This is a genomic window from Granulicatella sp. WM01 (assembly GCF_004570605.1).
In the GTDB taxonomy this organism is placed as follows: domain Bacteria; phylum Bacillota; class Bacilli; order Lactobacillales; family Aerococcaceae; genus WM01.
In genome coordinates this window covers 18,043-43,506 of record NZ_SPPB01000010.1, presented here as the reverse complement: position 1 = coordinate 43,506, position 25,464 = coordinate 18,043, and the positions used below count along the sequence as shown (strand labels likewise).

20 protein-coding genes and 1 pseudogene are annotated in these 25,464 nt (G+C 32.2%); 17 read left to right on the top strand and 4 right to left on the bottom strand.

Features of this window, described 5'->3' with window-relative positions; all coding sequences use genetic code 11:
• Nucleotides 1–290: pseudogene (locus E4T68_RS02820) on the bottom strand (helix-turn-helix domain-containing protein); the annotation flags it as partial.
• Between the two features lie 241 nt (nt 291–531).
• Here E4T68_RS02820 and rpsB point away from each other — a divergent pair.
• From rpsB to frr, 4 genes are all read left to right on the top strand, one after another.
• Complete coding sequence (rpsB, locus tag E4T68_RS02815) at nt 532–1,308, top strand: 30S ribosomal protein S2 (protein WP_135123913.1); 777 nt, start codon at nt 532–534, stop codon at nt 1,306–1,308.
• 107 nt (nt 1,309–1,415) lie between these two features.
• The gene (gene tsf / locus E4T68_RS02810; protein ID WP_135123911.1) at nt 1,416–2,297 is read left to right on the top strand and encodes a translation elongation factor Ts; all 882 of its coding nucleotides are present in this window, start codon (nt 1,416–1,418) and stop codon (nt 2,295–2,297) included.
• A gap of 79 nt (nt 2,298–2,376) precedes the next feature.
• A complete protein-coding gene (pyrH, locus tag E4T68_RS02805; RefSeq protein ID WP_135123909.1) occupies nt 2,377–3,105 on the top strand; it encodes a UMP kinase in 729 nt (242 codons plus the stop codon).
• Between the two features lie 79 nt (nt 3,106–3,184).
• On the top strand, nt 3,185–3,742 hold the full coding sequence (gene frr, locus E4T68_RS02800) for a ribosome recycling factor (RefSeq protein ID WP_135123907.1): 558 nt from the start codon (nt 3,185–3,187) through the stop codon (nt 3,740–3,742).
• Nucleotides 3,743–4,291: 549 nt separating this feature from the next.
• Here the strand turns inward: frr and E4T68_RS02795 are convergent.
• A complete protein-coding gene (locus E4T68_RS02795; RefSeq protein WP_135123905.1) occupies nt 4,292–5,296 on the bottom strand; it encodes an aspartate-semialdehyde dehydrogenase in 1,005 nt (334 codons plus the stop codon).
• A gap of 155 nt (nt 5,297–5,451) precedes the next feature.
• The gene (locus tag E4T68_RS02790; RefSeq protein ID WP_135123903.1) at nt 5,452–6,153 is read right to left on the bottom strand and encodes an XRE family transcriptional regulator; all 702 of its coding nucleotides are present in this window, start codon (nt 6,151–6,153) and stop codon (nt 5,452–5,454) included.
• A gap of 133 nt (nt 6,154–6,286) precedes the next feature.
• Between E4T68_RS02790 and E4T68_RS02785 the strand changes: the two genes are divergently transcribed.
• Nucleotides 6,287–6,481, top strand: coding sequence for a hypothetical protein (locus E4T68_RS02785; RefSeq protein WP_135123901.1), 195 nt, complete (start codon nt 6,287–6,289; stop codon nt 6,479–6,481).
• A 171-nt stretch (nt 6,482–6,652) separates the two neighbouring features.
• Here the strand turns inward: E4T68_RS02785 and yidC are convergent, their stop codons facing one another.
• The gene (gene yidC, locus E4T68_RS02780; protein WP_135123899.1) at nt 6,653–7,558 is read right to left on the bottom strand and encodes a membrane protein insertase YidC; all 906 of its coding nucleotides are present in this window, start codon (nt 7,556–7,558) and stop codon (nt 6,653–6,655) included.
• Nucleotides 7,559–7,671: 113 nt separating this feature from the next.
• Between yidC and E4T68_RS02775 the strand changes: the two genes are divergently transcribed.
• From E4T68_RS02775 to E4T68_RS02720, 12 genes are all read left to right on the top strand, one after another.
• Nucleotides 7,672–9,909 (top strand): DNA translocase FtsK, encoded by a 2,238-nt coding sequence (locus E4T68_RS02775; RefSeq protein ID WP_194185076.1) that lies wholly within the window; start codon nt 7,672–7,674, stop codon nt 9,907–9,909.
• Between the two features lie 613 nt (nt 9,910–10,522).
• Entirely contained in the window at nt 10,523–10,834 is a 312-nt protein-coding gene (locus tag E4T68_RS02770) for a hypothetical protein (RefSeq protein ID WP_135123897.1), read from the top strand.
• Nucleotides 10,835–11,046: 212 nt separating this feature from the next.
• Nucleotides 11,047–13,560 (top strand): hypothetical protein, encoded by a 2,514-nt coding sequence (locus tag E4T68_RS02765; protein WP_135123895.1) that lies wholly within the window; start codon nt 11,047–11,049, stop codon nt 13,558–13,560.
• 28 nt (nt 13,561–13,588) lie between these two features.
• A complete protein-coding gene (locus tag E4T68_RS02760) occupies nt 13,589–14,446 on the top strand; it encodes an ABC transporter ATP-binding protein (RefSeq protein ID WP_135123893.1) in 858 nt (285 codons plus the stop codon).
• A 62-nt stretch (nt 14,447–14,508) separates the two neighbouring features.
• A complete protein-coding gene (gene priA / locus E4T68_RS02755) occupies nt 14,509–16,884 on the top strand; it encodes a primosomal protein N' (protein WP_135123891.1) in 2,376 nt (791 codons plus the stop codon).
• A 716-nt stretch (nt 16,885–17,600) separates the two neighbouring features.
• On the top strand, nt 17,601–17,957 hold the full coding sequence (locus E4T68_RS02750) for a septum formation initiator family protein (protein WP_135123889.1): 357 nt from the start codon (nt 17,601–17,603) through the stop codon (nt 17,955–17,957).
• Nucleotides 17,958–17,982: 25 nt separating this feature from the next.
• The gene (locus tag E4T68_RS02745) at nt 17,983–18,429 is read left to right on the top strand and encodes a S1 domain-containing RNA-binding protein (protein ID WP_135123887.1); all 447 of its coding nucleotides are present in this window, start codon (nt 17,983–17,985) and stop codon (nt 18,427–18,429) included.
• A gap of 92 nt (nt 18,430–18,521) precedes the next feature.
• The gene (gene tilS / locus E4T68_RS02740) at nt 18,522–19,811 is read left to right on the top strand and encodes a tRNA lysidine(34) synthetase TilS (protein WP_135123885.1); all 1,290 of its coding nucleotides are present in this window, start codon (nt 18,522–18,524) and stop codon (nt 19,809–19,811) included.
• Nucleotides 19,808–20,362: a hypoxanthine phosphoribosyltransferase gene (gene hpt, locus E4T68_RS02735; protein ID WP_135123883.1), complete on the top strand. Its 555-nt coding sequence runs from the start codon at nt 19,808–19,810 to the stop codon at nt 20,360–20,362. The genes tilS and hpt overlap by 4 nt, the downstream gene beginning before the upstream one ends.
• 112 nt (nt 20,363–20,474) lie before the next feature.
• Nucleotides 20,475–22,373: an ATP-dependent zinc metalloprotease FtsH gene (ftsH, locus tag E4T68_RS02730; RefSeq protein ID WP_135123881.1), complete on the top strand. Its 1,899-nt coding sequence runs from the start codon at nt 20,475–20,477 to the stop codon at nt 22,371–22,373.
• 811 nt (nt 22,374–23,184) lie between these two features.
• The gene (gene hslO, locus E4T68_RS02725) at nt 23,185–24,060 is read left to right on the top strand and encodes an Hsp33 family molecular chaperone HslO (RefSeq protein ID WP_135123879.1); all 876 of its coding nucleotides are present in this window, start codon (nt 23,185–23,187) and stop codon (nt 24,058–24,060) included.
• 13 nt (nt 24,061–24,073) lie between these two features.
• Complete coding sequence (locus E4T68_RS02720; RefSeq protein WP_135123877.1) at nt 24,074–25,396, top strand: DUF308 domain-containing protein; 1,323 nt, start codon at nt 24,074–24,076, stop codon at nt 25,394–25,396.
• Nucleotides 25,397–25,464 lie beyond the last annotated feature (68 nt).

Sequence of the window (25,464 nt, the reverse complement as noted above, 5' to 3'; positions counted from 1 at the left end):
ATTTCAGTAAAATGAACAACATTAGGTTTTAAATTGGTAAATGATTGGTATAGTTCTACAATAAAAGTTTTAGTAGATTCAGGTAGACTATGCTTTGGAGAGCGTTTTTTATTTTTATGAGAAAAAGCTGACTTACCCAATTGAACATAATTGTTAAGTAGTCGGTTAATTTGTCTTAATGATAAAGTTAATTCAACACAGGCACGTTGTTTTGTTTTTTTGCCATGATGAACGGCTTTGATGACGTTATATTTTTTTATTTCATTCACTGTTAATTCTATCCTTTTCATATCTCTAGTTTATCATTTTGGGACATTTTGTCATTCGATTACTTTAAGACATTATCACATTCGATTGATAAAAATAAATAAATCCAGAGAAAAGACTTGTTTTTTAGTCTTTTTTTGGATATAATGATTTAGGTTGCAAAGAACCAAGAAAACACTTAGAAAATATTGTAAGATACGGTGCCTAATGGGTGTGTCTACTAAAATCTAAGGAAGAAAAAACCAAAATTGGAGGAATTTTATTATGGCAGTTATCTCAATGAAACAATTGCTAGAAGCAGGGGTACATTTTGGACATCAAACACGTCGTTGGAACCCTAAAATGAAACGTTATATTTTTACAGAAAGAAATGGTATTTATATCATTGATTTACAAAAAACTGTAAAATTAGTAGATGATGCGTATGAATATATGCATGAAGTTGCTCAAAATGGTGGTATTGCATTATTTGTTGGAACTAAAAAACAAGCACAAGACGCTGTAAAAGACGAAGCAATCCGTTCAGGTCAATACTATATCAATCACCGTTGGTTAGGTGGAACGTTGACAAACTGGAATACAATTCAAAAACGTATTGCACGTTTAAAACGTATTAAAGAAATGGCTACTGATGGAACTTTTGATGTATTACCTAAAAAAGAAGTGGCAGCATTAGTAAAAGAACAAGAAAGATTAGAAAAATTCCTAGGTGGTATTGAAGATATGCCTAGAATACCAGATGTGATGTTCATTGTTGATCCACGTAAAGAAAGAATTGCGGTTCAAGAAGCTAAAAAATTGAACATTCCAATCGTTGCTATGGTTGATACAAACTGTGATCCAGATGAGATTGATGTTGTTATCCCATCAAATGACGATGCAATTCGTGCAGTTAAATTGATTGTAGCGAAAATGGCAGACGCATTTATCGAAGCAAATCAAGGTGAAGATCAAGTAACCACAGAAGACTTTGAGCCTGTTGAAGAAGAAGGAACTTCATTAGAAGAAATCGTTGAAGTTGTAGAAGGCGACAACGCTTAATATAAAATGCATGACTGTCTTAGAAATGAAAAAGAATTATCTTTTCAATAATTTTTAAGACAGTTTTTTTGAAAAATAAATTAAATGAAAAATTGGAGGATTTACAAGTGGCAGAAATTACAGCAAAATTAGTTAAAGAATTACGTGATAAAACTGGCGTAGGAATGATGGATGCTAAAAAAGCATTAGTAGCAGTTGACGGTGAGATTGAAAAAGCTATTGACTATTTGCGTGAAAATGGTTTAGCAAAAGCAGCTAAAAAAGCAGACCGTATTGCAGCAGAAGGATTGACATCAATTTATGTTGATGGCGATACAGCAGCTGTGATTGAAGTAAATGCTGAAACAGATTTTGTGGCAAAAAATGATAAATTCCAAACATTAGTTGCAACTGTCGGTGAATTAATTGCTAAAGAAAAACCAGCAGATTTAGATGCAGCGTTAGTTTTAGATGTAAACGGCACACCATTAAAAGAAGTTATTGCTGAAGCAACAGCAACAATTGGTGAAAAAATTGAATTACGTCGCTTTGAAGTTGTAACTAAAGAAGATACACAAGCATTTGGTGCTTATTTACACATGGGTGGACGTATTGCTGCATTAAGTGTATTAGATGGTACAGATGATGAAGCAATGGCAAAAGATGTATCTATGCATATTGCTGCAATTAATCCAAAATATGTTTCTCGTGACCAAGTATCAGCAGATGAAATAGAACATGAGAAAAAAGTATTGACAGAACAAGCATTGAACGAAGGAAAACCAGCAGAAATCGTTGAAAAAATGATTGTTGGACGTTTAAATAAATTCTTAGCAGAAATTAGTTTGAATGATCAACCATTTGTAAAAAATCCAGACCAAACAGTTGCTCAATATGTTGCTACAAAAGGTGCAAAAGTGGCTTCATTTGTACGCTTTGAAGTAGGTGAAGGTATCGAAAAACGTGTAGATAACTTTGTTGAAGAAGTTATGAGCCAAGTTAAAAAATAATTAAACGAGTATTGGTAGTATTAAATAGTCCCCCTAAACATTATGGGGGCTTTTTTATAGAAAGTAGAGGAAAAGTATTATGGTTCAAGCTAAATATAAGCGAGTAGTATTAAAACTAAGTGGAGAGGCCTTAGCTGGAGATAAAGGCTTTGGTATTAATCCTCCAACAATTAAAGAAGTGGTCAAAGAAATTAAAGAAATTCATGACTTAGGTGTTGAAATCTCTATAGTTGTTGGTGGTGGAAATATTTGGAGAGGAAATATTGGATCAGAAATGGGAATGGAACGTGCTCAAGCCGATTATATGGGCATGTTAGCGACTATTTTAAATGCTTTAGCTTTACAAGATACTTTAGAAAATATTGGTGTTCCTACTCGAGTACAATCATCTATAGATATGAGACAAATTGCTGAACCATATATTCGTCGTAGAGCAATTCGTCATTTAGAGAAAAATAGAGTGGTTATCTTTGCTGGTGGAACAGGAAATCCGTATTTTTCAACTGATACAGCAGCGGCTCTAAGAGCAACAGAAATTAATGCTGATGTGATTTTAATGGCAAAAAATAATGTAGACGGTGTATATAATGCTGATCCTAGAACGCATGCTGATGCTATTAAATTTGAAGAATTGACACATTTAGATGTTATCAGTCAAGGTTTACAAGTTATGGACTCCACAGCAAGTTCATTAAGTATGGATAATGATATTCCATTAATTGTCTTTAATTTGAATGAAACAGGCAATATTCGACGAGTTGTACTTGGAGAAAATATTGGGACAGTCGTTAAAAATGCATCATACTAAAGTTTTTTATCAGCAACTATTAGGATAATATGATAAAATAAAAAAGAAAAAAGCATTCCTAAAAGGAGGATAAAATAAAATGATTAATGTTATTTTAGATAAAGCTAAAGAAAGAATGACTAAAGCGCAAGCAGCCTTATCACGTGAACTAGGTGCTATTCGTGCAGGTCGTGCTAATGCTAGTCTATTAGATAGATTAAGTGTTGATTATTATGGAGCGCCAACTCCTATTAATCAAATGGCACAAATTTCTGTTCCAGAAGCACGTATGTTATTAATTACTCCTTATGATAAGAGTATTTTAAAAGATATGGAACGTGCAATTCTACAAAGTGATATTGGCATTACACCAAGTAATGACGGAAATGTTATTCGTCTGGTTATTCCGCCATTAACAGAAGAACGCCGTAAAGAACTTGCAAAACAAGTTAAAAAAGAAGCAGAAAATGCCAAAGTATCTATTCGTAATATCCGTCGTGATGCTATTGATGAATTAAAGAAAGCAGAAAAGGCTAAGGACATTACTGAAGACGATTTACGTCAAGCAGAAAAAAAAGTCCAAGACTTAACAGACCAAGCAACAAAAGAATTAGACAAATTATCTGCTGAAAAAGAAAAAGAATTATTAGACGTATAATCCCATTTTCTATAATAATAGATGTACCCCAGAGACGTTGTAAAAACAACGTTTCTGGGGTCATTTTTTAATTGGAAGTAGTATAAAAATGTTGTTACATACTATGATGAGTAAACATAAACTGTTTGAGCATAGTCTGGGTAAAGCGTATGAATGTTAAAAAAATGCTAAATGCTTTAAATAAAGATATAATAGTGTTTTGTTTAAGATTATTTCATTAGTTGATAGATTTTTTATTTTTCAAGCGAGTAGTATTTTAGAGTGGAAAATACTTTTTAATTCTATGCAATATGCTAGCATAACCTATATTATAGAGTTTATTTAAAAGTGTAAAAAAGCATGGTATCTCTTCAATTTGTGAAGATACCATGCAATTTGTTATATGGATTTGATGCACAATAAATAGTGTTAGTGAACAAAAAAGTTTATGAACACAATTAGAATTATATGACTAAGTAAAGACATTCTATTTTTTCAATCAATATAATGTGATGAAATCCAATAGATTTTCACTTTGTTTTAACTAACATTCTATTTTTATTTGGATGATTAATGTAAAGCAGGATATAGTGCTTTGTTTTGCTCAATAAATTCAGCTATTTGTACAGTATTGCTTGCAGCACCTTTACGAATATTATCTGCTACACACCAAATATGGAATGAATTAGGCAAAGAATAATCTTTTCGGATACGACCTACAAAAACTTCGTCTCGCCCAGTTGCGTAAATTGGCATAGGATATTCATTTTGTTGAGGGTCATCAACTAATACAATGCCAGATGTTGTAGAAAACAACTGACGAATTTGTTCGATAGTTGCCGGTTTATCTAAAGTGACATTAATGGCAACAGAATGTGAATTTAAAATAGGTACACGTACACATGTTGCTGTGACAGCAATATTATCTTGTAATGATAAAATTTTGCGTGTTTCGTTAATCATTTTGACTTCTTCTTTTGTATAACCTGTTTCATCAAACACATCAATATGTGGCAAAATATTATTATAAATTGGATGAGGATAGTTAGTAGGTTTCTGTCCATTAGCTCCATTGATCAAATCATTTATACCTGCTTGACCTGATCCAGAAACTGCTTGATACGTGGTATAAGCAACACGTTTTAACCCAAATGTTTGATGAAGTATACCTAAAGGTACAACTGATTGAATAGTAGAACAATTCGGATTTGCAATGATTTTACGGTGTAGAGTAGGTTTATTGCATTCTGGAACAACTAAATCAATATCCGCATTCATTCGCCAAGCACTTGAATTATCAATGACAATAACACCGTTTGCTTCTGCAATAGGTGCATAAGTTAGAGATGTTTTCGCACCTGCTGAAAATAAAGCATAATCAATATGACGATCAAATGACTGTTCAGTTAATTCTTCCACAATAATGTCTTTTCCTCGGAAAGTACGCATTTGACCTGCTGAACGTTTTGATGCAAATAGATAGAGATTATCTACGGTTAAAGAACTTTCTTCTAAGCGTTGAATCATTTTAGTGCCTACAACTCCAGTAGCACCTACAATTGCAAAGTTTGCCATAATGATGTCCCCTTTGTAGTTGGAATAATATTTTGTATAAGAGATAAAGTAAAATCCATTTTACTTATGTGATGACTAACATTTAAACAGTACAATCTATAAATATGATTTATAAAAAATTTAAAATAGTATCGCATCTTTGCTATTATAAACCATTATTCTACTGGTGTAAACCAATCTACGATTTCTCCAACGATATTTAAATATTCTTGAGTATGTAATGGAATAAGAATATCGTCATATTTGTCATTGATTGATACTAAGCGAAGATAGTCTTTTTCAAAAAATACTTTTTTCAAGTAAGATTTTCCGTCATAATCTACAGCAAATAAATTTCCACTAATAAATTGTCTATCTTTTTTTATGAGAACAACATCATTGTTCTTGATAAGAGGTTCCATACTGTCACCTGTAACAGAACTGGCAATATCGTATGCTTTTAAGTCTGTTCGATTTGTATAAAGCGTAGTGGTCTCATTATCTCCATAGGCATAGCCAATTCCAGCTGCTAAAGCTTCAACAACTTGAATAGGAATACGTGGGAGTACTTGGCGACTTTTAATAAATGTTAAGACATCTAATTGCTCTTGTGGAGTCATTTTTTTTACACGTGTAATAATTTCTGCAAAATGTTTTGATACACTAACGGTTTTTTTACCATACAATAAAGTAATGACATCAGTCTGAAAAACTTCAGCTAATTTTTCTAAGTCGTCAATCATTGGACTCCTATCTCCCTTACACCAACGGGAAATTGCCGATTTAGACTTACCTAATTTTTCACCTAATTCTTCTAATGTTAAATGACGTTCTTTTCTAAATGTATCAATCATTTCAGGTAAAATGTTTTTTTTCATGACAAGCTCCTCTATATAAGATGAAACTATTATAACAAAAAATTGACAAAAAGTAAATATTTGATGTTGACAAAATGTAAATAACAATGTATTATGATGTTATAATTTTACAAATTGTCAACGGAGGTATACGATGGTTTTATTAAATATTTTGGAGATGTTTATGATTTTATGTTTATCAGCAGCAATTGGGACGTTAGTATTATTAATGGTCACACAAGAAAAATTAGTGTTTGAAAGACGTTCTACTTTAGTGAATATGAAGACTGAACAATATAAAAAAGAAGACCAGTACATAAATGGATTACAAGAAAGAAATTGTTGGTAAATGTGATAAAAAAATGGGTATCATACTGTAAAACATTAGCTTTAGAGATTGACTTATGCATGACATATAAACAGTTAAGTTAATTGCAAACATGGCATGAAATCTTTTTGGATTTCATGCCATGCGATACAAATAATTAGATTACATGATGAATGGAAAATGTAATTCCATTTATTTTCTTTGTTTACCTTCATTACGACGAGGCTTATTGGTGTTTAATGTAGGTGTTTGTGTTGGAGGAGGTGTTGTGTCCTTACGTTGTGGCAACACAATAGGATTTTTTTCCAACTCCAAAGCAATTTCTTTTTTTAATCGTGGTTTTTGTACAAAAGTTGAATAGATACTTGTTAAACAAGCAAAAACTCCACCTATTGTCCAATATAGAGCAGCTCCTGCTGGTGCAACAAGAGCAAAAGAAAAGTTTAAAATTGGACTTGTTAGCACTAAACTACGTCCAACAGCTTTTTGTTCAGCAGGCATACCGTATTGAGAAATTAACCCTTGAAGTAAGTAAAATGCAGAGGATACAATGGCTAATAGTAAACTTGGTTTATTCAACTCTATACCAAAGAAAATATCTTTTGTAATGTCTGGAGAAGAGCTAACGGCATAAAATAAGGCTGAAACAATTGGGATTTGTATAAGCATAAGTAAACAGCCCATATCAAAAGGATTAATCCCAGCGGCTTGTTGTACTTCAGTAATAGCTTGACGAACAGCCATTTTTTCTTGAGTAGATTTTGCGTGTTTCATTTGTTCATTTAGACGATTAATTTCTGGTCTAACATAAGATAATCGTTCTTGTTGAATAACATTTTTACGCATCATTTTAAGGTTTATAGGCGTTAAAAAAATACGAACAATTATAGTTACAAAAATAATGCCCCAGGCATAGCTTCCTGTTTGTGCATTAAATAATTGTGCAAACCAACGAATAGCTTGTTCCATTGGATAACCGAATAAAGTCCAAATTAATCCTGTTGGTTGACCATCAACTGTTCGCTCCACGCAACCAACTAAACACAACGCACAAAATATGAGCAATGTGCTTCTACGAGTAAGAGTTTTAAAATTCATATTGTCATTCCTTTACGTATTAGTAGACCTGTATTATACTATATTTTTATCAAAAGATACAAAGATATGATATAATAATAAAAATAAGTTTAGAATCATTGAGGTGAATAGTTTTGCAAAAGAAAAAACGGGGGAATACGAATAAATCTGTGAAATCTATTAAAGTAGAGTATGTGGCAATTGCTCTGATGATAGCTGCACTCTTTGCATTTTTCTCATGGGGGTTTATCGGAATATTTTTAGCAAATAGTGTGAGAATTTTTGTAGGAAACTTATATCATGTGTTTTCGGTCATTATTTTTGTATATGCATGTTATTATGTGCTAAAAAAATCATTCAAATTGCCTTTCACATTTAAGCAATTATTCGCCTTAATTCTATTTTTAGTGACAGGACTTATCATGTTTACATTATTAGGATTTCCATCAGAAACACAACTGTTATCTAAAACATGGGACGCGTTGATAAGCGATATATTATCTAATCGAGTGGCTAATAATGTTGGTGGTGGGATAATAGGTGCGATATTTGCTAATATATTTATATTTTTATTTGGTGAAATAGGAACTTTTGTTATTCTTATGTTGTTGTCGTTAACGGTTATTTTTTTATTGAGTGGTTTTACGGTACAAGATGTTATTGCCTTATTAAATAATCGTCCTAAAAAAATAGAGAAGAAGAAACCAACTATTGCGAATTTAAAGCAAGGTGTCCAAGAGATTATTAAAACAAGTACAAAGGAACCAGAAAGAGAAGATAATCAGTCAGAAAAAGAAGATGATTTAATCATTAATGCCTTTTCTCCAAGTCCACCAGTTTCAAATCAAGAGAACAACAAACAGAACGTTAGACATACTCAGGAGATCAAACAAGATTTAGAGAAACAAAGTGAGGAGAATGATATACAAGATGAACAGGAGGGTGTGACTTTTCAGTCTCAACAAGATAATGAACATTATGTATTGCCACCTGTCACATTATTGAATCAAATTGAAGCAAGTGATCAATCCGATGAATATCATTTAATTAAAAAAAATAGTAAGTTATTAGAGGAAACATTTAAAAGTTTTGGTGTTAATGCACGCGTTATTTCTGCTAATTTAGGTCCATCAGTTACAAAATTTGAAATCCAGCCTGCAGTTGGCGTAAAAGTGAGTAAAATTGTTAGTTTAGCAGATGATATTGCTTTAGCTTTAGCAGCTAGAGACATTCGGATTGAAGCACCTATTCCTGGAAAATCTTATGTAGGGATTGAAGTGCCTAATCAAAACATTAGTATGGTATCATTTAGAGAAATTATTGAAAATAATATTCACTCAAAATCAAAATTAGAAGTTCCATTAGGACGAGATATTTCCGGAAATATAAAAGTAGCTGATTTATCTAAAATGCCCCATTTATTAGTTGCAGGTGCAACAGGGAGTGGGAAATCTGTTGCGATTAATGGCATGATTACTAGTATTTTGATGAAAGCTAAACCTAATGAAGTTAAATTAATGATGATTGATCCTAAAAAAGTAGAGTTAAATGTGTATAATGGTATTCCTCATTTGTTAACGCCAGTTGTGACCAATCCAAGACGAGCTGCTCAAGCGTTACAAAAAGTTGTTGCTGAAATGGAGCGACGCTATGAGTTGTTTGCACAAACTGGAATGAGAAACATTACTGGATATAATGATCAGGTTGATGAATTAGGAGACGATACTCTACAAAAAATGCCATATATTGTGGTTATTGTTGATGAATTAGCAGATTTAATGATGGTTGCAAGTAATGAAGTTGAAGCTGCGATTATTCGTTTAGCACAAATGGCACGTGCTGCTGGTATCCACATGGTCTTAGCAACACAAAGACCGTCTGTAGATGTTATTACAGGATTGATTAAAGCTAATGTTCCTAGTCGAATGGCATTTGCTGTATCAAGTAGTATCGATTCACGAACGATTATTGATAGTAACGGAGCAGAAAAACTACTAGGTAGAGGGGATATGCTATTTATGCCTATGGGAGAAAATAAACCTGTTCGTGTGCAAGGTGCGTTTTTATCTGATCAGGAAGTTGAAAAAGTTGTTGAGTTTGTGAAAGCACAGCAGGAAGCTAATTATGTTGAAGAAATGATACCAACAGAAAATGATGATACATCATCAAATGATGTAGAAGATGAACTGTTTGGAGAAATTGTAGAATTTTTAAAAACACAAGATTACATTAGTGTTTCAATGTTGCAACGTCGTTTTAGAATTGGATTTAATAGAGCTGCACGTTTAATGGAAGATTTAGAAGAAAAAGGTTTTGTCGGTCCAGCAGAAGGGACTAAACCAAGACGTGTTCTTGTTGAAGACGTAAATTAGAAGAGAAAATGTATTTTACAGTTTATTAGTAAATAGGTAATAAATTCTAATTTAATATATCATTTCATGAACTAAATAGTTCAAAAATAGCTTTAAATCAATTATGTACACATTAAGTGAACAATAGAAGATCTTAGGCGATATGTTTAAACCTACGAGGAATCAATGCTTATAAGCATTGATTCCTCGTAGGTTTTGTTTTTCCCTAACATAATCTGATTTAAATCCGTTTAAATTTTATACATCTTATATAATAAATAGGCGTAACCTAATCATATAAATTCTATTGATGTTTAATACTGTCTATATAATATTTTATAAAACTACCAAAATTATGTGATACAAAATGAGGATAAATACATCATGAATGGAGTTGGTACAAAGCTAGTAGAGGGTGGTGACTAATTAGTGATTTGTTATGATTTGGGATTGTGGACATGTTTTTTAATAAATATTATCATATTTTAATTTTTGAATTTTGTTTAATAAAATATATTATGATTTTTCAAAAGATAAATAAACAAAAATGAAAAATAGATTATAAAAAACATTGACTATGATGAGAGTGGGTGGTATAATCGGTTGCAAGAATAGTTGAAAAGGTGGAATATTTATGAATAAATTAATAAAAACGTGTGTAGTGGTATGTTCTTTAGGTATAGTAGGGTTAAGTAATCTATCTTATCAAAAAGTCGAAGCAACTAGTGCAGTTACATTATCTCGGGAATACCATTATAGTATGTGGTCATTTTCAGAACGTAACGCTATTTGGATAGAATATAAAGGGTATGTAGGTTATATTTACAAAACGTATGAGATGAATAAATATGGGCAGCATTTATTTAAAGGAACATTATTAAAACAGCGTGCTGAAGCACCTCATTATGCTCCATTGAAATATGAGGAAGCAGACGATAATAAGTAACTATATAAGATTTAGAGGAGTGTTATTTTTGATAGGGGAAATGTGGGAAATAGTTGATATTAATATGACAAAGGTAAACATACTATACTTTTGATTATATTTAGATGTTTCCTCAATTCCACATATATATTAATAGTATTGTGACATCACTATAAATCGAGTGAAAAATCAGATTTATGGTGGTGTTTTTAATCTAGTTAGGAGGAAAATATATGTTGTGGTTTAGACAAGTGATTAAACATACTGTTCGTAAAAAATTATTTATTATGCTGTGTGTAGTATTAAGTGGATTTATTATAGGTAAAGGAATGTATCACGTTTTACAAAATGGACAGACTCTAGTACGCTTAACTAATCAAGTTAAAGAAAATATGGAGTTAAATCAGAATAGGCTAGATAGCCTAGAACAAAAACATGCACTGACCCCTGTGCCTTATTTTCAAGATTATCAGAAGCATTTGTTGAAAGAGTATCAGACACTATTAACATTACTTATGGCACTACAACAAAAAAAATTGGCAATTGCTCCAGAAATGAGCACATATTATCACTTGTTTTCTCAAGAAAATCAATATGATGTGACTGTTTTAAATGATGTAGACGAGGAATTAGCGTTTAACGACTATTTAGTGACACATCATTTGCCGTATATCGAGGACGAATATCCATTTGATAATGCACTATTTCCTTTACAAGTTGCACAAGTTTTATTTCATTTTAGTACGGCATTTCTTATTATTGCGATATTTGGGTTAACAATTTATAACGATAAAGAAACTGAAAAATTTATGTTTTTATATACTTTGCCGTTAAAAAGGAAGAAGATTTTAAACCAGTATAGTTGGTCTTTATGTCTAGTTGTTGGTGTGTATTGTAGTATTTTTTTAATGAGTTTCTTGCCTATGTTAGTTAGTCAAAAAACAAACACTTTACTTTATCCGTATATTATTCATTATGCTGATCAGATTGTTGTGTATCCAATATGGAAAATTATAATATTAAAAGTCATTGCATGGATATGTTTTGTATTGTTCTTACATGTGTGTAGTTTAATATTAGTTAAGTTATGTAGCAGTGTTGACCAAAATATTGTGGTACTCATATTTTTATGTTTATTTTGTGTCATTTGTTTACCAAATGAGCATTGGCAAGGGGGAAATCCTGTATCTATTATATTCCAATTTAATCAATGGGTGTATATCCCTAACACATTAGTTTACGGACTAATATATATGATTGTGTTAGTGATTTGCTTGATTGCTTTATACAGATGTCATTATTTAGATACATGGGGAATAAAAGCAACTGTACGTAAGCAAAAGTATAAAACGTTATCAATGCCTTTACCTAAAAAAGTATATTCATACTGGTTTGAGTGGAAAAAAAGATTGGCTTTACAAAGTACAAGAGGCTTTCTGATATTACTGGTTAGTGTAGTCGGTGGAAGTTATGGGATTGTTCAATTAAATACATCTCAAGCATTACAAATGTTTAGACAAGATTTAGTTCATAATGTAGAAGTACTCCAGAAAAATGTGACTTATCAAGAGATAGATATTGAAAAAACATTAAATGATTTGTTTAAAGAAAGAGAAGATGATTATAATCAACGTACCGATAAGCAACAGACGTTTAAAGAGTGGATGAAAATGAGTGAATCAGAATATTGGGAAGCTTTGTATTTTAGTTACAATCAATATAAGCAAGATTTAGAAAATCATCAGCAACTTATCAGAAAAATTGATACACAAACATTTCAATGGTCTGATCTCATTGATTTTCGTAAACAAGACAATCGTATTGATAATACCGAACTATTCACTAAGGATCGTATGTATAAAAGAAATATAGATTTAAGTCAGATAATCGCTTACGAAGAGTTAAAAGAGATTGAAGAACATCAGTTAACACCGTTATTAAAAGATACAGTATTTGCACCAATCCAATTAACAAATCATTACATGGGGTATAATCGGATTAGTAATACGACATATTATAGTGTATATTTTTTGATTCAAAGGCATATTTTCTTATTTATTGTTGTTTTGATACTGTTCATTAGTGTCATGACTTTAGCAGATGAATATTATCCTTTAAAAACAATCATCTTTTTAAAACTATTGCCACAAAAGAGAAATAAAATATATTGGAAAAAAGTGAAGAGTACGTGGTTAGCACTAATCAGTATAGTTGTATTCATAGGTATTGGTTATACTTTAGTTAGTTTTTTATTTGGAGGGCTTGGGGATTTGAATTATCCAATTTTTATATTTGATAGTAAACAAGTTGCTCTAGCAGAAAATTATGCAGGTTTTAGTGCAAGATACTTAGAAAAAACAGTATATTCTTTTCATTTTATCCATTTAGGTGATTATTTGTATCAATTTGTGTTGCTTACTCTTGCAGAACTCTTTTTTGTGAGTAGTATGATGCAGTTTATTGGTGTATGGATCAAAAATAGATACGCAATGCTATTAGTATCAAGTTCAGTATTCATAGGAGGGTATTATTTGTCAATGCATTATATTAAAGTTAAAGGTATCGAGTTTTCGCCATTTCTTTATTTGAACCAACGCGATACTTTAGATGCTTGGCTGCAAGTTCAAGGCAATAATCCGTCTATTAACGTTTATTTAGGGTGTATAGTGCTAAGTTTAGTTGGTATAACTTGTTTGATATTGGGTGCAATAAGTTGGCACTTGGAAAATAATCGCCATAAAAAATAGATTTTATTTATAAATTGGGGTGGTATATATGGATATTCATTTAAAAAATATATGTAAATCTTATAAAAACAAGCAAATTTTTCATCAGTTAGATGTTACATTTTCAAGTGGTCGTATCATTGGCTTAATTGGACCTAACGGAGTAGGGAAAACAACATTAATGAAGATTATGGTCAATTTAGATACAAACTATAATGGAACAGTACATTTTGGGACAATGCCTAATCACGATGAACGCATTTTTAAATCAGTTAGTTTTTTGCAAGATAATAGTACTTTATATCCACAATTAAGTGGATATGACCATTTAGCCTTTCTAGCACATATTCACGATTTACCAAAAGAACGTATTTTTCATATTGCAGATGAATTAGCATTAACAGACTATCTATATAAACGTGTTGGAAGTTATTCTTTAGGAATGAAACAAAATTTACTTATTGCTATGGCGTCTTTACCACATGTTAAGTGTATGATTATGGACGAACCTTTAAATGGATTAGATCCAAGTAAAATCATTGCATTTAAAGAATTGGTACGTCAAAATAAGGAAAAAGGAATAACGCAAATTATATCAACACATCAGCTTTCATTAATTCAAGATTTAACAGACGAAGCTTTTTTCCTTAAACAAGGACAGTTGGAAAAACTTGATATTATCAAATTCAATGATAAACGTTATAGTTTGGTAGTTGATAGATTAGAACAAGCTGTAGCACTTTTTAAGATTCAACAGTTAAAGTATCAACAAGAAGATAATAAAATTATAATAATAGGAGAACTTGCTCCGTATTTAAATTGTTTATCCCAAGCAAACATAACAGTAATCAGTTGTCAAAGTGTTTATCAATCTTTAGAAGATAAATTTAAAGCATTGTATTATTAGTGATTTTATAGTAATTTTGTTACAATAGGTAGGAGAACAGAGAATAATGGATTGAGGTGAGTGTGTTGCAAATTGCAAAAGTTATCGTTGATGTGCCAAGTAGTCAAACTAATCAAACGTATGATTACTATATACCTGAAAAATTAAGTGACCAATTGACTATAGGATACCGCATCAAAGTACCGTTTAACACACGTTATGTTCAAGGATTTATCGTTGATATTGTGGCAAGCAGCAAAATGGATATGCCATTAAAAGAAATTGAAGATATTTTAGACGTTGAGCCAGTATTAACGCCTGAATTAATTGTATTGGGAGATTATTTGGCGAAAAATTTATTTGCGTTTACTATTAATTGCTATAAAGTTATGCTACCGTCACTATTAAAAGCTAACTACTCTAAATATATTGAATGGTTAAAACCGACGGAATTGTATGAAGTTTTAGGAAAAAGACAAATGATTGCTTGGGAAGAGATTGAAGAAAAGCAATTAACAGCAAGCATGCTTAAATTGAAAAAAAGCGGGCATATCCGTCTTAGATATAATGTAGATAATAAAGCCAAACATAAAATGAAACGAGTAGTCACGTGCTTAATTGAACCTAAAGAGATGACTCCACGTGCTAATGCAGTTAAATTACAGTTGTTAAAACAACTTTTAATGGATAACCCTGTAATTGATGTCCATGATTTAGTGCAACAAGGTGTGACACATGTGACGCTTACTGCTGCTGAAAAAAAAGGATGGATACGCATTGTTGAAGAGGTGGACGAACGAGATCCTTACAAAACACATCAATTTAAGGAAACAACAAAATTACAATTAAATGCAGAACAACATCATGTTTATACAACCATTAGACATGATGTGTTAAGACATCAACACCAAACGTTTTTAATTGAGGGAGTAACGGGTAGTGGAAAAACAGAAATTTATTTACAACTTATTGAAGATGTTGTAAATCAGGGACAGACAGCTATTTTACTTGTTCCTGAAATTGCACTAACTCCACAAATGGTGCAACACTTTAAAGGGCGTTTCGGGAAAAGAGTTGCAGTATTGCATTCGGGTTTATCGGACGGCGAGCGGTACGATGAGTGGATTAAAATCAAAGAGCAACGTGCAGATATTGTTGTAGGCGCACGTTCTTCTATTTTTGCTCCTTTGACAAATTTGGGTATTATCATTATAGATGAAGAGCATGAGAGTACATATAAACAAATGGATACCGTTAGGTATCACGCACGTGATGTTGCTATTTGGAGAGGAAAATATCATCAATGTCCAGTTGTTTTGGGAAGTGCTACTCCCTCTTTAGAATCACGTGCAAGAGCATCTAAGCATGTGTATCAATTTTTACAACTACACAAAAGAGCCAATCAAAAACCTTTGCCAGAAGTGCAAATTGTAGATATGACTAAAGAAAGTAAAACAGGTAACTTTGGTGTCTTTTCTAAAGTGCTTTGTCAAGGTATTGAGCAGAGATTAGCTAAAAAAGAGCAAATTGCTTTATTATTGAATCGGAGAGGCTATTCTTCTTTTGTTATGTGTCGAGATTGTGGTTATGTTGTAGAGTGTCCAAATTGTGATATTTCGTTAACCTTACACATGGATACCAAACAGATGAAATGCCATTATTGTGGACATGAAGAGGCTATACCAAATCAATGTCCAAAATGCTTTGGGAAAGATATTCGTTATTTTGGAATTGGAACGCAAAAAGTAGAAGAGGAGTTGAATACCTTATTCCCACATGCTAAAGTGATTAGAATGGATGTTGATACGACACGTAAAAAAGGACAGCATGAAAAACTATTACGTGCTTTTGGTAATCAAGAAGCAGACATTTTATTGGGTACACAAATGATAGCAAAAGGATTAGATTTTCCTAACATTACTTTAGTCGGTGTCATTAATGCTGATACGGCATTAAATCTTCCAGATTTTAGAGCAGCAGAAAAAACTTATCAATTGTTAACTCAAGTTGCAGGCAGAGCTGGACGTGGACAATTAAGTGGAGAAGTGGTTATTCAAACGTACAATCCAGAACACTATGTTATCCAGTTAGCAAAAAGCCAAAACTATGAGCAATTTTATCTTAAAGAGATGTCTATGCGACATTTAGGAAAATACTCACCTTATTTTTATACAACTGCTATAACGATAACACATACTAAAGAAGTAGATGCACTAAAAGCAGCATACACTTTAAAAAATATGTTAACTAAGCATCTAGATCATTCTGTTTATGTGCTAGGACCAAGTGTGAAATCTATTGCACGCATGAATAATAAATACTATTTTCAAATTATTTTAAAATACAAAAATCAATCACATATTCACTCGGCATTACAAGAAATTGCACAATATGCTCAAGATGTAGCAAAACAACAAATATACATTTCTATTGATGTAGAGCCACTGAATTTCGTATGATTTTTGTGTTTAGTGCATGTAAACTATTGTCAGCGCATTGTTAGGAAAAATATTTAATAAAAAAACCAAAAATAATTTTTCTATTTTTATATTTGCCTTGTCAAAATCGTGCATGTACAATACAGCGTGTTGATGGATGCAAAAGCTTCTCAAGAAGTGAAAATAAGAAATCGATAAGTCACGACTAGTAGATAAAGTGGCGTTTTGAAGTATTCAAAGATATATAAAATGATTTAGAGTAAAGTGCTGTCTATAAGGAACTGTTAACCATTAGAAAAAAGGTATAAAATAGTTTTATTGCCATTTTGAGTGCAAAGATTAAGCAGGTGTAAAATAAAGCTAGGCATATGTTACATCTAACTAAAAAAGATTCTTAAAAAATGGTGCTGGAAAAACTAATCATTGTCTGAAGTGAGATATTTAAAACTGTGAGGATAAACGTTGATTTCTCACAGTTTTTATTATTTGAAAACGTCCATTTTTATTTTGAAAGATTTTTTTGAGAATGAGATTTTAAAATGACTAGTATAGAAAAAAGCAAGAAGTGATTATTTTAAGAAAAACATGCCTTAAAATGACATGTTCAAATGGTTTTGGAAAAATATTTTATTTTTTCATTGAAAATGTGTAGTTAAGCGTGGACAAAAAATATAAATTTGCTATAATTTTGTTGAAGACTTTTTATGGTGAGATAAATTAGAAAGGAGAGGATATAGATGAATCAAGATGCACAAAAAATTCAGAAACGTCAACCAACGAATCGAGTGTTTATTTGGATTGCAATAACGAGTATTTTTGCAATAGTCTTAGCTCTACAAATCTGGCGAAATGTCGAGCAGACAAAAAACTTACAAAGAGAATTGCAAGATGTTCAAGCACAACAAAGTGCTGCAAATGTAAAGCAACTTGAACTACAAGCACAAGTTGATATGTTACAAGATGATAATTATGTGTTGAAATTGGCGAGAAGTCGAGGGCATTATAGTTTGCCTAATGAAATCATTTTTAATATCCTTGAAGAAAATAATTTATTGAAACAGGAAAAAGCACGAAGAGATTCAACAGGAAATTAATTGTGCGTGGAGGCAAAATCGTTTTATGGTATTAGAAATAGGGAATAAGTCATCAGCAAAAGTGACTAGTATTACAAAATTTGGAGCATTTGTTAAATTGGATACAGGAGAAACAGGATTAGTTCATATTAGTGAAGTATCCGATACTTTTATTAACAACGTGTCAGATGTGTTAAATGTAGGAGATGTTGTTGAGGTTAAAGTTGTTGCAGTTGCTCCAGACGGTAAAATTAGTTTTTCTATTCGTCAAGCAGTGGAGAAAAAAGAACAGTTACAAAAAGAGCAAACAAATAAGTTTGAATTTAAGCAGGAACGTCGTTTGCCTAAGTTTTCAGAACCTAATAAAGCAAAGAAAACAGAAGATTTTGATGCTTTAATGAGTGCTTTTCTAAAAGATAGTGATGAACGTTTATTGTCATTGAAACGCAATACTGAAGGAAAACGTGGCGGTCGGGGCGGCCGCAGAAGCTAACAAGATGTTTATTGTCGCATCAATTTTTTGATGCGATTCTTATGTTTTATCACTTGAATAGAAATAATTGATAAAAGAAAGGACTGGAAAACATGAAGCTAACACCTTTTTGGAAGTCAACAGATACACTTTTATTAGCTGTTTCAGGGGGAATAGATTCAATGGTTTTATTGCATTTATTTAGTCAATTACCTAGTCAAGAACGTCCAAATTTTATGGTGGCAAGTGTCAATCATGGAATGAGAGTAGATTCAGCTAATGATGTTGAACATGTTAGACAGTTTTGTAAGATACATCATATTCCTTTCTATACCAATACAGATATACCCCAGCATCTTAGAAGTGAGGAAGAGGCAAGAGAGTATCGGTACGCTTTTTTTGATAACATTCTTATGCAATTTCATTGTGATTATTTAGTGACGGCACACCATGCACAAGATCAAGTTGAAACAATTTTATTCAAACTGATGCGTGGAAGTTCATTACAAGGTATTTCGGGTATGTCTTTATTTAGACAGATGACTAATGGTTGTGTGCTGGCTAGACCATTGTTGTTGTATACTAAAAAAGATATTGAAAGATATGCTCTTAAAGAGCAAGTCTCACATGTTGTCGATTCAACAAACGAGAGCTTAAACTATACTAGAAATCGTCTTAGACATTTAATTGTGCCGCAATTAGAGAGAGAACAAGAGAACTTAGGCGAGCATTTTATCAACTTTTCAAATGATTTAAAAGACGTTTTAAGTATTGTAAAAGATAGTGTAGCGTGTGTATATCCTGAAGTTTGCAAAGACAACCAGTTAAATAAACACGCATTATTGAAATTGTCCGTTCCAATGCAAAAAGAAATCATTGCAAAGTGGCTGTTTGATAATGATGTTTTAGAACGATATAGCGTTAATCAATTATTATTGCTTCTTTCAAAACAAGACGGGGAAAAAAGGATACGCTTAAAAGAAAACATGTGGTGCGTTGTGTCGTATCAGCACATCTTTTTAACTACTGTAAAGAGTGAACATGTGCATTCAATTGTACTGGAAAACGAGTATGTTCAAGATACAGGAACGGTGTATTTAAGCCAGTATGAAACAAACGATACATTAGTTGGTGTGTGTAAAGAGCAACTCCCTGTTACATTACGCCCTAGAAAAACAGGGGATACGTTTCAGTTGAAATATCATACGAAAAAAATTAGTCGTATTTTAATTGATGAAAAAATTCCAGCGTATCAACGAGAAAATATATTATTGGCTGTTGATTCACAAGGGAAAATACTAGCTATTTTACATCCAGATTTAACAAAATTGTCTAAACAGCAAGAAACTGATAAAATAACAATACGATATTATTTGAATTATAGAAAGAGAGAAACATCATGATAGAACAAGATATTGCTAAAGTACTAGTGACACGTGAAGAATTAGAAGAATGCGTAGTAAGATTAGGAAACCAATTAAGCAAAGAATATAAAGATAAAAATCCGCTAGTTGTAGGCGTACTACGTGGTTCAGTTATGTTTATGACAGACTTAGTTCGCCACATGCCTATTCCAATGGAAATTGATTTTATTGATGTCAGCAGTTATTACGAGGGAACAGAGTCTTCAGGGCATGTTAAAATTATTAAAGATTTGGATACTTCAGTTGAGGGTCGTCATCTTATTTTGATTGAGGATATTGTAGATACGGGAAGAACTTTATTAAAATTAAAAGAACTATTTGAGTATCGCAAGGCAGAATCTATTGCAGTGGTTACTATTTTAGATAAACCAGAAAGACGTGTAGTTGACTTGAAAGCTGATTATGTCGGATTAGAAGTTCCGAACGAATTTGTTGTTGGCTATGGATTAGATTATGCTCAAAAATACCGTAACTTACCGTATATTGGTGTATTAAAAGAATCAGTTTATCAAAGAGAAATATTGGACTAAAGACTGATTTTATGAAAGAAAAGACACTTTTTAAGTTTTTTTCAGTATTTTATGCTAATATATAACAGATATCTAAAAACTATGGTAATAGTTTTAAGTATAGGAGGAACGTATGAAGAAAAAGAGCTTTTTAGGTGGAAATATTTTATACATATTTCTATTTATAGTCGTTATTTGGGGATTTTATTCAATGATCAGTGGCGTAGGATCTGAGAAAGAACAACCCATTACACTAACGGAGCTTGTGACACAACTTGAAAAAGGGAATGTGTCTAAGTTAAATGAACAATCAGCAGGATCTGGAATGAATGTATCTGGTGAATTTAAAGAAGCTATAGACAGCCAAACACCACAAACCAATTTAGTAGATACTTTATTTGGTACAAAGCAAACAAAAGTAAAAAAATTTAACTTATACGTTATTCATTCAGAACACCTTTCAGAAACGTTAGCAAATTTAACACAAAAGCATAATGTTATCGTTAGACAATTTCCTGAAAGTGATGCAAGTATTTGGATAACACTAGCTATCAATTTAATTCCAATTCTTATTATTGGTTTCTTTATGTTTAATGCTATGGGTAATATGGGAGGTAATGGTGGACGAAATCCAATGAGTTTTGGTCGCTTACGTCCAGAAGATACACAAGGTAAACCAAGCAATGTTCGTTTTAGTGACGTTGCAGGAGCAGATGAAGAAAAGCAAGAACTAATTGAAGTTGTTGAATTTTTAAAAGACCCTAGACGCTTTACAGCCTTAGGTGCAAAAATACCAAAAGGTGTATTATTAGAAGGGCCTCCAGGGACAGGTAAAACGTTATTAGCTAAAGCAGTAGCGGGTGAGGCAAATGTTCCATTCCATTCTATTTCAGGCTCACAATTTGTTGAAATGTTTGTCGGTGTAGGAGCAAGTCGAGTTAGAGATTTATTTGAAAAAGCTAAAAAAACAGCACCAGCTATTATTTTTATTGATGAAATAGATGCCGTTGGTCGTCGACGTGGAGCTGGTATGGGTGGTGGTAATGATGAACGTGAACAAACACTAAATCAGTTACTTGTTGAAATGGATGGTTTTGAAAGTAATGAGGGTGGTGTTATTGTTATCGCTGCAACAAACCGTTCAGATGTATTAGACCCTGCTTTATTACGTCCAGGACGTTTTGACCGTAAAATTATGGTAGGAAATCCAGATGTAAAAGCTAGAGAAGATATTTTAGCGGTTCATGCTAAAAATAAACCATTAGCATCTGATGTTGTTTTAAAAACAGTTGCACAACAAACACCAGGATTTGCAGGAGCAGACTTGGCAAACTTATTAAATGAAGCTGCCTTAATAGCTGCACGTTTAAATAAAAAGCAAATTGAAATGGAAGATATTAACGAAGCGCAGGATCGTATTATTGCTGGTTTAGCTAAGAGAGATCGTAAACGTACAGAAAAAGCAAACCGTATTGTTGCTTATCATGAAGCAGGACATGCCATTGCTGGATTAGTGCTTGATGCAGCAGAAGAAGTACATAAAGTGACGATTGTACCCCGTGGACGTGCGGCAGGATATGTTATTTCTTTACCTAAAGAAGATCAAGTCGTTGTTTCAAAAGAAGAATTATTCCATAGAGTAGTCGGTTTACTTGCTGGACGTACTGCTGAAGAAATTATATTTAATGAACCGTCAACAGGGGCATTAAATGACTTTGAGCAAGCAACAGAAATTGTGCGTGCCATGATTATGAAATATGGAATGAGTTCAACGTTAGGTATGGTAGATTACGGAGTAGAGATGGTACCAGGGCAAGGTATTCAAAAAGTGTACTCAGATCAAACTGCACATGCTATTGATAATGAAGTTATTCAAATAATGAATAAAGCACATCAAAAAGCTAGAGAAATTTTAATGGCTAACCGTACAAAACTAGATTTAATTGCAGAAAAATTATTAGAGTTTGAAACGATTGATGGCCCAACTATTAAGGCGTTATTTGAAACTGGACAAATGCCAAGTACATTATAAAAAAGTAAAAAGGGACTGGGGAAAAAGTCTTAAAAATAAAAAACAGCTTATAATGACGTTATCAGAAACGTTGATTCTAAGCTGTTTTCAATTTTTCAAATGTTAATCGAAAGGCTAAAATTTTTAGTTTTTTCCCACTCCCTTTTTGTATAGCTTTATAAACAGGATGATAGGTAGACGTGCAGTCTATCTATCACCCTAAGCATTTACAAAATAAAATGCTAGACAAAATTTTAATGTTATTGAAAAATCTACATCAAGCCATTATTCATTTTATCTAGCATAAATGTGAAATGATATGATGATTGGAAACAGATGTATAGACTAAAAAATGGCATGACATAAACATGGAAAATAATGTTAAAGCAAGAGATATGGGTATTGTTGTTAAGATTTTTTATCGGTAAGCTAAAAGAGTTCATTAAAGGCACAATTAATACAAAAAGTTATCAGATTATTTTTAGAAAAACTAGAAATAAATGGTTGAATCCATAATAATAGGTCATTATTGTAGTTTACTGAAATGTAGATAAACATAACATGTGCTGGAAAAAGAATAGAAATTATTAAAATAATCTAATAAAGTAGCATTAAACAGTTTGTATGGGCAAAAATATGTGCGGTAAAATGATATGTTAACTTGTAAAAAGGTAAATTGAGTTTTGAGTGTATGATTCATGTAGAAATTATATGTGTTATTTTATATATCTTTTCTTTAAGATGTGGTAAAATGTACGAATATAGTCAAAAAAGAATATCGATTATTAAAGATAAGACTATAGATGAGTTGTTATAATAAAAAGGAGAAAATATGGCTGATTATTTAGTAAAAGCATTAGCATTTAATGGACAAGTGAGAGCTTTTGCCGTAGATGCGACACAAACAGTAGCTCAAGCACAACAACGTCATGATACATGGCACACATCAAGTGCAGCTTTAGGAAGAACGATGGTTGGTGCGATTCTATTAGGCTATAATTTAAAAGACAAAGAGAAATTGACTGTTATAGTAGACGGAAACGGTGCTGGTGGTAAAATTGTAGTAGATAGCAATGGACAAGGGCATGTTAGAGGTTATATTCAAAATCCCAAAGTTGCTTTACCACTTAACAATAAAGGAAAACTAGACGTTAGAGGTGCAGTGGGCACATCAGGAACATTGACAGTACGTAAAGATTTAGGGTTAAAAGAACCTTTTTCAGGGCAAGTTCCCATTATTGACGGAGAATTAGGAGAAGATTTCACGTATTATATGGCTGTATCTGAACAAACACCGTCGTGTATTGGTGTGAGTGTCCTAGTTGATACTGACGATTGTATTAGAACTTCTGGAGGGTTTATGGTACAAGTGATGCCAGGAGCAACAGATGAAACGATAAGCGAGATTGAGCAACGTGTTCAAAAGATGCCGCAAATTTCTGATTTAATGGACAGTGGTTGCACACCAGAAGAGATTTTAGAATGGGTACTAGGCAAAGAAAATATTAAGTTTTTAGACAAGTTACCTGTAAAATTTCAATGTGATTGCTCAAGAGAAAGATTCGAGGCAGGATTAATTACTCTAGGAAAAGAAGAACTACTGACTATTAAACAAGAAGATAATCAGGCGGAGGTAGTTTGTCACTATTGTAATGATAAATACCATTTTACAGCTGAAGATTTACAACGTCTGATAGATTGTTTGTAATAGGAGAAGATATATGAAAAGTTTGAGTGATTTAAACTATACCGGAAAATCTTTAATTAGAGAAGGCGTATTAACCATTTTAGTAGGTCTGTTACTCTTTTTCTACGGCAGTACGGCACCACGTGTAGCGATTGAGCTGTTTACATTTTGGATGTTTATTACAGCACTTTGGAGCTTATTAACACGTTGGTTTAGAAAAAAAGGTGGTCATGAAAATATAGCTGGCGTCATTATAAAAATGATTGTATCCTTTATTATAGGAAATTCATTATTTGTTGAAAATACATTAATTTATGTGGTTGTCTTTTTTGTTTCGATTTATCAATTATTTGAGGCGACTATTAATTTTGTGACATATATGTTATACCGTAAAAATGATATAAAACCACGTTGGAAATATTTATTTGATAGTATGTGGTTATCTTGTTTTGGGATATTTGGCTTAATTCCAACAGAAACAAGAGGAGAATTCCAATTAGGTATTTTAGGCATTTATTTAATGATGTTGGGTATGACATATTTAAGGGACGGCATTTGGTTCAATAGTGAAGTCGGCAAAAACAAGTTAAAAAGACGTGTGCGTGTGTCTATGCCGCTCTTTATTGCAGCTTTAATTCCTGCTAATACACTAGATAGAGTGAATACGTATTTACAAAATAGTAAAGATGAGATAGCAGAAGATGATTTAACTATTGTTAAAGAAAATAAAGATGCTGAGTTAGAAGTATTTATTCATACTTCGCAAACAAATGTGTTTGGAGCTATTGGACATGTTGATATTTGCTATAATAATCAAGTGATTTCTTATGGTAGCTATGATCCAACCTCTGAAAGACTATTTGGTACTGTTGGAGACGGTGTGTTATTTATTGCTGACAGAGAAAAGTATATTACGTTTTGCCAACAAGAAAGTCACAAAACATTATTTGGCTACGGTATTGATTTGACTGTGGAACAACAAAAAGATGTTGAAAAACAAATTGAGGAATTAAAGTCTTTGACAATTCCTTGGGAACCTCAAAAAACGCCTATACCTAATAAAAACTCTGGAAAAGAAGAACCAATGTATGCGTATAAACTGATGCAAGAAGCAGATGCACAATTATTCAAATTTACAAGTTCAAAATTTAAAACGTATTTTGTGTTAAGTACAAATTGTGTATTATTGGCAGACTCTATTATTGGAAAAGCTGGAACAGATGTATTGAGCGTAAAAGGATTTATTTCTCCGGGGACATACCAAGAGTATTTGAACAAAGAATTTGCTAGACCCAACTCTATTGTAGTTAGTAAATCTGTCTATTTAGATTTAGACAATCTTAGTGTAGAACAATAACTATACAATGGATTTAGTAAAAGATGATATAACATAATTCAGCAAGAAATCTTTCTTAATATGTTTGG

Excerpts from the sequence above, each read along its gene's own strand:
- E4T68_RS02720 (WP_135123877.1), top strand. The coding sequence starts at position 24,074 with ATGAAAAGTTTGAGTGATTTAAACTATACCGGAAAATCTTTAATTAGA.
- pyrH (WP_135123909.1), top strand. The coding sequence starts at position 2,377 with ATGGTTCAAGCTAAATATAAGCGAGTAGTATTAAAACTAAGTGGAGAG.
- hslO (WP_135123879.1), top strand. The coding sequence starts at position 23,185 with ATGGCTGATTATTTAGTAAAAGCATTAGCATTTAATGGACAAGTGAGA.
- E4T68_RS02770 (WP_135123897.1), top strand. The coding sequence starts at position 10,523 with ATGAATAAATTAATAAAAACGTGTGTAGTGGTATGTTCTTTAGGTATA.
- ftsH (WP_135123881.1), top strand. The coding sequence starts at position 20,475 with ATGAAGAAAAAGAGCTTTTTAGGTGGAAATATTTTATACATATTTCTA.
- E4T68_RS02785 (WP_135123901.1), top strand. The coding sequence starts at position 6,287 with ATGGTTTTATTAAATATTTTGGAGATGTTTATGATTTTATGTTTATCA.
- E4T68_RS02765 (WP_135123895.1), top strand. The coding sequence starts at position 11,047 with ATGTTGTGGTTTAGACAAGTGATTAAACATACTGTTCGTAAAAAATTA.
- frr (WP_135123907.1), top strand. The coding sequence starts at position 3,185 with ATGATTAATGTTATTTTAGATAAAGCTAAAGAAAGAATGACTAAAGCG.
- E4T68_RS02760 (WP_135123893.1), top strand. The coding sequence starts at position 13,589 with ATGGATATTCATTTAAAAAATATATGTAAATCTTATAAAAACAAGCAA.
- yidC (WP_135123899.1), bottom strand. The coding sequence starts at position 7,558 with ATGAATTTTAAAACTCTTACTCGTAGAAGCACATTGCTCATATTTTGT.
- tilS (WP_135123885.1), top strand. The coding sequence starts at position 18,522 with ATGAAGCTAACACCTTTTTGGAAGTCAACAGATACACTTTTATTAGCT.
- E4T68_RS02795 (WP_135123905.1), bottom strand. The coding sequence starts at position 5,296 with ATGGCAAACTTTGCAATTGTAGGTGCTACTGGAGTTGTAGGCACTAAA.
- hpt (WP_135123883.1), top strand. The coding sequence starts at position 19,808 with ATGATAGAACAAGATATTGCTAAAGTACTAGTGACACGTGAAGAATTA.
- rpsB (WP_135123913.1), top strand. The coding sequence starts at position 532 with ATGGCAGTTATCTCAATGAAACAATTGCTAGAAGCAGGGGTACATTTT.
- E4T68_RS02750 (WP_135123889.1), top strand. The coding sequence starts at position 17,601 with ATGAATCAAGATGCACAAAAAATTCAGAAACGTCAACCAACGAATCGA.
- E4T68_RS02745 (WP_135123887.1), top strand. The coding sequence starts at position 17,983 with ATGGTATTAGAAATAGGGAATAAGTCATCAGCAAAAGTGACTAGTATT.
- E4T68_RS02790 (WP_135123903.1), bottom strand. The coding sequence starts at position 6,153 with ATGAAAAAAAACATTTTACCTGAAATGATTGATACATTTAGAAAAGAA.